Below are 8,322 nucleotides of genomic sequence, written 5' to 3' on the forward strand. Positions count from 1 at the left end.
CCCTGACCTGTCTTCCCCTGAGGTTCCCCCGCTGGGCGGGAGGTGCTGACTAGCTGGTCAGGGCGGGTTGACGTGGTTTTAGGTTCACTGGTTCGGCCGTTGCCTGGTTGGCGTAGTGCTTCTCCTCGAACTCGATGGGGCTGAGGTAGCCGAGCCGTTTCTGGATGCGGCGTGGGTTGTAAAAGCCATCGATGTACTCGAAGAGCGTGAGGTTCGCCTCGGCCCTGGTGGCGAAGACGCGGCCGCGGATGCCCTCGGTCTTGATCAGTATCCACAGGTTCTCCGCCAGGGCGTTGTCGAACGAGTCCCCGACTGAGCCCATCGACGCCTGGATTCCGGCCCTGACCAGGCGTGTTGTGAGCTTGATGGACGTATATTGGCAGCCGTGGTCGGCATGGTGGACGAGTCGGCCAGGAGCGACCTCGCGGCTCGCCAGAGCGTATTCCAGCGAGGTCAGGACCAGGTCGGCGTCCGCGTGGGCGGAGGTCTCCCAGGCCACCACCCGGCGGGAGAAGGTCCGCCTCCCGGTAGAACACCTCGTACAGGTCCCGGCTGACGTATCCGATGTGCGGGGTCACACGGCGTTGTGCACGGAGCGCAGGGGGTGGTCGGCAGGCAGCGGTTCGCGATCGAAGACGTCCAGTGCCGCGCCTGCGATCCTCTCGTCGTTCAGCGCGTCCAGGAGTGCGGCTTCGTCAATCACGGGCCCGCGTGATGTATTGACCAGGATCGAGGTGGGCTTCATCAGGCGCAGTTCACGTTCGCCGACGAGCCCGCGCGTCCGCTCGCTGAGCACGACGTGGATGCTCAGCACGTCTGAGCGGGCGAACAACTCGTCGCGCGAAACGTAGGTCACGCCCTTGGCCCGAGCGTCTTCCGGCCGGAGATTCTGGCTCCAGGCGATGGTCTGCATGCCGAAGGCTTTGCCGATCTCTGCCACACGGGTGCCCAGCCGTCCCAGGCCCAGGACTCCCAGAGTGGCGTGGTGCAGGCTCATTCCCAGGCCCACCTGCCAGCCGCCGCAGCGTACCGACTCGACGTTCTGGGGGATCAGGCGGGCTGCTGAGAGGATCAGTCCCCATGTCAGTTCGGCCGTAGGGTGGGAGAAGTACCCCGTGCCGCTGACGGTGATGTTCAGTCGCTGGGCAGCATCGACATCGATCGCGGCGTTGCCGGGGCCTGTGGTGACGAGCAGAGCAAGTTTGGGCAGGCGGCCCAGTGTCGAACTCGGAAACGGCGTCCGCTCGCGCATCGCCACGATGACGTCGTAGTCGGCCAGCGCCGCGATGACTTCCGCCTCATCGCTGAACGGCTCGCTGTAGACGTCCACTTGAGCGTGCAGGGATTCCCAGTCTGCCAGGCTCAGGGCGACGTTCTGGTAGTCGTCGAGTAGTGCGACCTTCATGTCTGCTCACCGGCTCTCGTGATCGGCGTGCCTTCATGGTTACCGGGCGGAACCGTGTCAGCACTCCGCTTCCGCCGCCGACCCGCCAGTTTCCTCGCGGTGGCGGCCGGACGGCGGGCCGCCGGCGCGGCCATCTCCGACCACCTCTCGAGTCGCGGGTAGTCGGTGTAGCCGGCGGCGTCCGGGCCGTAAAAGAGGTCCTGCTTCGGTTCGTTGAGGGGCGCGTGGGCGGCGAACCGGGCGGGCAGATCCGGGTTGGCGATGAAGGCCTGTCCGTAGGCGACCAGATCCGCCAGGCCGTCGGCCAGAATCGCGTTTCCCCGGTGCTGGTCGAATCCGACGTTCGCGATGACGGTGCCCTGGTAGACCTTGCGGAAGTGCCGGAACATCTCGTCGCCGGACAGGTCCGCGAGCGGCCCCGCGGCGGGGTCGGCCATCATCCCCATGAGCAGCAGGTGCGAGAGGTTGTAGTCGTTGAGTCGTCCGAGTACGTACTCACTGTCGGCCAGAGCTTCGCTTCCGGAGACGAACGCCCCTCTCTCGGCCCAGGCGGGTCCGGCCTTCACACCGACACGGCGCAGGTCGACGTGGGCACCGACGGCCTCGACGACTTCGAAGAGGAAGCGGGCGCGGTTCTCGATCGAGCCGCCGTACCGGTCCGTGCGCACGTTGGTGCGGGGGTTCAGGAACTGGCTGATCAGGTAGTTGAAGCCCGCCTGGAGCTGTACCCCGTCGAATCCGGCGTGCATGGCGTTGCGGGCGGCCGTCGCGAAGTCGGCTACCGCCTGCCGGATGTCGTGTTCCGACATCGCCAAGGGCTCCACGGTGGGCTTGCGGCCCGTCGATGTGGGCGCCAGCAGCCCCGGGTCGACCGCCGAGGGCGCGAGAGGCGGCCGGCCGTCGAAGAAGTCGGGGTGCGAGGCGGACCCGGTGTGCCAGAGCTGGGCGAAGATGACGCCTCTCGCACGGTGGACCGCGTCCGTCACCTGCTTCCAGCGAGCGACCTGCTCGTCGGTGAACAGCCCCGGAACGTCGTGCCAGCCGATCGCGTCACGGCTGATCCACATGCCCTCGGAGATGATCAGGCCGGCCGATGCGCGCTGAGCGTAGTAGTGGGCATGAAGGTCACCGGGCAGCAGGTCGCGGTTGCGGGCGCGGGCCCGCGTCAACGGGGCCATGACCATGCGGTTCGCCAGCGTGAGGTCCCGCATCTGGTACGGCTGGAGCAGAGGCTGCGTCGAACTCGTCATGTGAGTCTCCTGATGAAGGGCGAAGCCCAGCAGGCCCCGGGAAGGGTGCCGGGTCACATTCCGGGGCGACAGCAGCCGCCCTGCCACGCAGATCAACTAATGCACAGATCTGCGCCTTAGGGCGAGCTTAGCAGGGATCCCCCTTAACGCAAAATTCTGCGCATCAAGCGCGAATGGCAGGCAAGGGGGATGCCAGAGGTCCGACCTCAGAGTTCGTCCACGTAGGCGTGCGCGTCGATCTCGGACAAGGTCCAGGGCAGGAAGATCACGCGGTAGATGATCGGGGCCACCACCCGGTCGATGACATCGTCACCGCTGAAGGCGCCGCCGGACCGGGCCGCAAAGGCGGCCGCCTCCGCCCGCCTGTCACGCAGACAATCGGACTCGCTCTCCCCCGCCGCGGCGGCCCCTCCCCGGAGGATGGCCGCGTTCACGGGGATGCTGTAGTGACTGACCAACTCCCGCGCCCACGCGGCCAGGTCGACCCGCACATCACCGGTGTCAGGAAGGCCGCGCCCAGGGTCCAACCGGTAGGTCGCCAGGTCGTTGATCATGGTCCGGGCATCGCCCCACCGCCGGTAGATGCTGGAGTGATTCACCCCGGCGCGCTCCGCGACCATCGGGATGGTGATGGCGTCGCTGCCCCCTTCGGCGATCAGCTCCTCGACGGCCTTCCTGATGGACGCGAGCACAGCGGCACTGCGGCCGCCGGTACGGCGTCGCGGGGTCGATTCTGCAGTCATGCACCCCACAGTAAGGCACACAGCTTGGCAATAACCCCCCTCCGGGTCTACTCTGCCTGTAACGCACAGATCCTTGCCTTAGGGGGCTTCGAGGTGTTCCGCGTCATCGAATCAACACGCGACCGCAGCCCGGTCCCGGTCCCTGTGACCACCGAGCCTGCCCGGGCCCGGAGGCTGCTTGCTCCTTCCACCGCGTTCGCCGGATCCGGTGCCGTGTTCGCGGCGCTCTATGTGGCCGCGGGCGCGCCCACGCCGCTGCTGGTCGTCTTCGAGCAGCAGTGGCGCTTCCCGGCCTGGGTGCTGACGGTCGCCTTCGCGTCCTACGCGCTGGGCCTGCTGGCAGCCCTGTTGGTCGCCGGTTCCCTGTCCGACCACATCGGACGCCGACCCGTCCTGATCGGATCCCTCGCGGTGGAACTCGGGGCGATGCTCATGTTCGTCTTCGCCTCCGACATCGGCTGGGTGATCGCGGCCCGCACCATTCAGGGCATCGCCACCGGCGCGGCGACCAGCGCCTTCTCTGCCTCGGTCGTGGAGCACGCCCCGCAGCACCGCAAGAAACTGGGGACGATCATCACCAGCGTCGCTCCGGCCGGCGGGCTGGGCCTGGGTGCCCTGCTGACCGGCGCCGCGGTCCAGTTCAGCAACCACGCGAGCGTCATCGTGTTCACGGCCCTCGCGGTGATCATGGCCGTCGGTACGGGTGTCGTCGCGTTCTCAGCCGAGACGGTATCTCCCCGCCCGGGAGCGGTGCGCTCCCTGACACCACACGTTTCCGTCCCCGGGGCCGCGCGCCGTGAATTCGTGGCGAGCATCCCCGTACACATGGCCGCCTGGATGCTGGCCGGACTGTTCATGGGGCTCGTCCCCACCATCATCCGCGACCTGCTGGGCCTGCACAGCGGTCTCCTGAACGGCGCCACGGCCTTCGTCCAACCCGCGGCCGCCGCCGTGGCCGGCCTCTCTCTCGGCCGCCTCGCACCGCGCCGCACCATCTTCGTCGGCGGTGCGGGCGTGCTGCTGGGCACCGCGGTCAACATGACCGGAGTCGCCACTGCGACACTCCCGCTGCTGTGGCTGGGGGGCCTCATCGGTGGTGTGGGCTTCGGCGCCTCCTTCTCCGGAGCCCTGCGCACCATCACTCCCCTCGCCCAACCCCACCAGAGGGCCGGGCTCTTCGCGGCCGTCTACCTGGTCGCCTACCTGAGCTTCGGAGTGCCGGCGATCATCGCAGGCCTCCTGATCGCCCCGCTCGGGCTGCTGCACACCGTCCTCGGCTACGGCGTCGTCGTCATCGCGGCCGCCGCACTCGGACTGCTCGCGCAGTACCGCATGCACACCCGTCGCTGACCGACGAATCGCTCACCGGCGATCACCGATGCGCACCAGCGACTGTACGACCCCTACCTCCTCGGACAACCATCCGACAGCGAGAGGCACACCATGACACAGGAAGGCCAGCGTCCCGCCGACGCCTCCGGAGTCTTCCGAATCGGCGGTGACCTGCCGGTCAACCGGCTCGGATACGGAGCGATGCAGCTGACCGGACCAGGCGTCTGGGGACCGCCGAAGGATCCCGAAGAAGCCGGCGAGGACATACGGCGCGAGCCCTTCCCGGCTCGCCCTGGCCTGGCTGCTGCGCCGCTCCCCCGTCATGCTGCCCATCCCCGGCACCTCCCGCGTGTCCCACGTCGAGGAGAACCCTCAGGCCGCCCGGATCGCCCTCGGCGACGCTGAATACCAGGCGCTCAGCCAAGCCGTGCGAGAGTCGTGATCAACGGCGCAATCACGCAGTACGGCAACGCAGACGCGGTCGTGGCCCAAGTGACTGCTTGCCGCGAAACGTTCCCGGCCGTGCTCAGACGAATGTTCACGACAAGAACACCGGCGAGCTCGTCCGCGCCCGACGCGCGCAGTGATCGTGCATCGGCCGACCGGACGATCGGGGCCGCTCACCTATTCAGGTGAGGGAAACACCGCCGATAAGTGACTAGGACTTGAGATCATGACATCCACCGCGCGCATCCGACGTCACGCTGCCGATCCCTTGCGCCCCTCGCGCCCCCTACGCCGAGGAGAGCGGCCAGGCTCGCCGGCGCCGAGGGCGAGGCCGGATTCCAGGCTCTCAGCCGAGCCGCGTCAGCAGTGGCCCGACCGGCCCAGCGGCACGGCATGACACCCCTCCGGGCCAAGAAAGACCCACGCCACACATCCGCAGCACGAATAACGCATTCATCCTAGTGAGGAACAAACGATGCACTCCGCACCTCGCCCCGCACCGCAGCAGTCCCTGGGCCGCTTCGGAATCTTCAGCCACGAACTGCGCTCCGAAGACCCGGCACTTCAAGACCGGCGGCGCCACGCGGCGGCCGAGCTGGAAGACCTCGGCTTCGGCGCGATCTGGCTCGGGGGCAACAGCAGTGTGCACCACGCCGCCGCGCTGGCCGAGTCCACCGAACGCATCGCCCTGGCCACCGGCATCCTCAAGATCTGGCACGAGAACGCCGACACGGTGGCCCGGCAGCGAGCCGAGCTGGAGGATGCCCACCCCGGCCGGTTCCTCCTGGGCCTGGGCGCAAGCCACGCTCAGCTGGCCCCAGAACTACCAGCGGCCCTGGCGGCGCTCGGACCGAAGATGCTGCGTCTCGCCCGCGACCGGGCCGCCGGCGCCCACCCCGCCATGGTCACCCCCGAATACATCGAGCAGGCCCGGGAGGTCCTGGGCGACGGACCGCTCCTGGCTCCCGTGGTCACCGTGGTCCTGGAAAACGACCGCGTCCGGGCACGCGCCATCGCACGTGACTTCCTCGACCTGTACCTCCGGCTGCCCAACTACACCACGAACTTCGAACGCCTCGGCTTCACCGACGAAGACTTCACCGGCGGCGGCAGCGACCGCCTGGTCGACGCCCTGGTGGCCTGGGGCCTCGACGACACGATCAGCGGCCGCCTGACCGAGTTCCACACCGCCGGCGCCGACCACCTGGCCCTGCAGCTCATCACCGGTGAGGGAGGCGAGAGCCCTCCGCTCGCCCAGTGGCGCCGCCTCGCCGACCTCACCGGCGTCACCGCGAAAAGCGCGTAGCCGCACACGTGACGACGTCCGAAGCACCCATGACAACCATCCTCTGGAGCACGGCATGTCCACACCCGCGCAGAACAAAGAACTCGTTCTGACGGCCTTCGACACACTCTTCGGCAAGCGCGACTACGAGGCCGCGCAGGAGTTCTGGTCCGAGGACTACCTTCAGCAAAGTCGGCGCATCCCGCCTAGGCGGGAGGGTCTGTTCAACTTGATCCGCGCCCTGCCGGCCACCCTGCGCTACGACAACCAGCTCGCGGTCGCCGAGGGCGAAGCACCGCCGGTCAGATCGCGAGGATCAAAGGCGCGCACGTGATCGGGATCGCGGGCGGCCCCGAGAAGACGCGCATGCTCGTCGATCGGCTCGGGTTCAGCGCCGCCATCGACTACAAGCGGGACGACTTTCTCGACCAACTGCGCCACCGCACCCCCCGATACGTCGACGTGTTCTTCGACAACATCGGCGGAGACATCCTCAACCAGGCACTCACCCGCCTCGCCCGCGGCGCACGAGTCGTCCTCAGCGGCGCGATCTCCCAGTACAACAACGCCGATGCGGCCGTGGGACCGAGCAACTACCTGACCCTGCTGTACCGGAGCGCCTCCATGGCGGGCGTCGCCGTTCCCGTATTCGCCGACCGGTATCCCGAGGCCATGGCGCAGATGTCGCACTGGCTCGCCGACGGTCAGCTGACGAGCCTCGAGGACACGGTGCACGGCGACATCGAGACGTTCCCGGCCACGCTCAGACGCCTGTTCACCGGCAAGAACACCGGCAAGCTCGTCCTCGAACTCGAGCACCAGGCTTGAGCCTTCTGCCCCTGACTCCCGGCGCACCCGCACCGGTTCGCCGGACCGACTCCCTCACCTGTTCAGGTGGGGAAAAACAACCGACCACTGACTAGGACTTGAGGTCATGACAACCACCCATCGCATCCACACCCCCTTCGGAGAAGAGTCGACGGCCGCCGAGGTCATCGAAGGCGTCGACCTCACCGGCAAGCACGCAGTCGTCACCGGCGCCTCCTCAGGTCTCGGCGCCGAGACCGCGCGCGCCTTCGCCAGTGCCGGCGCCTCGGTCACCCTCGCGGTCCGCAACACGGACGCCGGCGAGCGCACCGCGGCCGAGATCCGCAAGGCGACCGGGAACGACACCGTCCAGGTCGGCCGGCTCGACCTGGCCGACAGGGCGTCGGTCACCGCCTTCACGAGCGCCTGGACCGGGCCCCTGCACATTCTCGTCAACAACGCCGGTGTGATGGCACTGCCCACGCTCGAGCGCACACCGGACGGCTGGGAACTGCAGTTCGCCTCCAACCATCTGGGCCACTTCGCGCTCGCGCTCGGCCTCCGCGACGCGCTCGCGGCGGCCGGCAACGCGCGGATCGTGTCGCTGAGCTCCCGAGGCCACCACGCCTCGTCCGTCGAGTTCGACGACATCAACTTCACCTCCCGCCCCTACGACCCGTGGCTCGCCTACGGGCAGTCCAAGACCGCCAACGTTCTCTTCGCGGTCGGAGCGACCAGCCGCTGGGCAGCCGACGGGATCACTGCCAACGCCGTCCACCCCGGCGTGATCATGTCGACAAACCTGTCGCGCTACATGGATCCCGACCAGGCCGCACAGCTGCGCGCCGCCGAGGCGGCCGGGGAACTCGGCTCGATCCAGGGCGCGCCGTTCCGGTTCAAGACGATCGCCCAGGGCGCCGCGACGAGCGTGCTGGTCGCGACCTCCCCCCAGCTGGAGGGCATCGGCGGCCGCTACTTCGAGGACAACAACGAAGCGGAGAAGCTGACGCCCGAAGCCGTGGGGACCTCCCCCGGCGGCGTAGCCCCGTACGC

At 68.2% G+C, this 8,322-nt stretch carries 10 protein-coding genes and 1 pseudogene; 6 read left to right on the forward strand and 5 right to left on the reverse strand.

All coding sequences use genetic code 11. The features are described from left to right. Positions 1 to 49: 49 nt before the first annotated feature. The 5 genes and pseudogenes from CCN51_RS59885 to CCN51_RS09550 form a co-directional block, all read right to left on the reverse strand. Entirely contained in the window at positions 50 to 322 is a 273-nt protein-coding gene (locus CCN51_RS59885; protein WP_405385150.1) for an IS3 family transposase, read from the reverse strand. After that, a pseudogene (locus CCN51_RS59890) lies at positions 317 to 505 on the reverse strand (IS3 family transposase); the annotation flags it as partial. The pseudogene CCN51_RS59890 and the gene CCN51_RS59885, both read right to left, overlap by 6 nt. A 69-nt stretch (positions 506 to 574) precedes the next feature. Next, complete coding sequence (locus tag CCN51_RS57130) at positions 575 to 1,405, reverse strand: D-2-hydroxyacid dehydrogenase family protein (RefSeq protein WP_014181879.1); 831 nt, start codon at positions 1,403 to 1,405, stop codon at positions 575 to 577. Next, the gene (locus CCN51_RS09545) at positions 1,402 to 2,655 is read right to left on the reverse strand and encodes an alkene reductase (RefSeq protein ID WP_014181880.1); all 1,254 of its coding nucleotides are present in this window, start codon (positions 2,653 to 2,655) and stop codon (positions 1,402 to 1,404) included. The genes CCN51_RS57130 and CCN51_RS09545 overlap by 4 nt, the downstream gene beginning before the upstream one ends. A gap of 206 nt (positions 2,656 to 2,861) precedes the next feature. Continuing rightward, on the reverse strand, positions 2,862 to 3,398 hold the full coding sequence (locus CCN51_RS09550; RefSeq protein WP_043488205.1) for a TetR/AcrR family transcriptional regulator: 537 nt from the start codon (positions 3,396 to 3,398) through the stop codon (positions 2,862 to 2,864). 144 nt (positions 3,399 to 3,542) lie between these two features. On the opposite strand from CCN51_RS09550, the gene CCN51_RS09555 reads away from it, so the two are divergent. The 6 genes from CCN51_RS09555 to CCN51_RS09580 form a co-directional block, all read left to right on the forward strand. Further along, the gene (locus tag CCN51_RS09555) at positions 3,543 to 4,748 is read left to right on the forward strand and encodes an MFS transporter (RefSeq protein WP_158104655.1); all 1,206 of its coding nucleotides are present in this window, start codon (positions 3,543 to 3,545) and stop codon (positions 4,746 to 4,748) included. 286 nt (positions 4,749 to 5,034) lie between these two features. Next, complete coding sequence (locus CCN51_RS57135) at positions 5,035 to 5,172, forward strand: hypothetical protein (RefSeq protein ID WP_238545740.1); 138 nt, start codon at positions 5,035 to 5,037, stop codon at positions 5,170 to 5,172. A 480-nt stretch (positions 5,173 to 5,652) separates the two neighbouring features. Next, the gene (locus tag CCN51_RS09565) at positions 5,653 to 6,483 is read left to right on the forward strand and encodes an LLM class flavin-dependent oxidoreductase (RefSeq protein WP_014181885.1); all 831 of its coding nucleotides are present in this window, start codon (positions 5,653 to 5,655) and stop codon (positions 6,481 to 6,483) included. Between the two features lie 55 nt (positions 6,484 to 6,538). Then, a complete protein-coding gene (locus CCN51_RS09570) occupies positions 6,539 to 6,796 on the forward strand; it encodes a nuclear transport factor 2 family protein (RefSeq protein WP_014181886.1) in 258 nt (85 codons plus the stop codon). Next, positions 6,793 to 7,290: a zinc-binding dehydrogenase gene (locus CCN51_RS09575; RefSeq protein WP_014181887.1), complete on the forward strand. Its 498-nt coding sequence runs from the start codon at positions 6,793 to 6,795 to the stop codon at positions 7,288 to 7,290. The genes CCN51_RS09570 and CCN51_RS09575 overlap by 4 nt, the downstream gene beginning before the upstream one ends. A 106-nt stretch (positions 7,291 to 7,396) precedes the next feature. Beyond that, positions 7,397 to 8,322: SDR family NAD(P)-dependent oxidoreductase (locus tag CCN51_RS09580; RefSeq protein WP_086859442.1), on the forward strand; the 926-nt coding region annotated here is incomplete at its 3' end.

The sequence above is a fragment of the Streptomyces milbemycinicus genome (genome assembly GCF_002154605.1).
In the GTDB taxonomy this organism is placed as follows: domain Bacteria; phylum Actinomycetota; class Actinomycetes; order Streptomycetales; family Streptomycetaceae; genus Streptomyces; species Streptomyces milbemycinicus.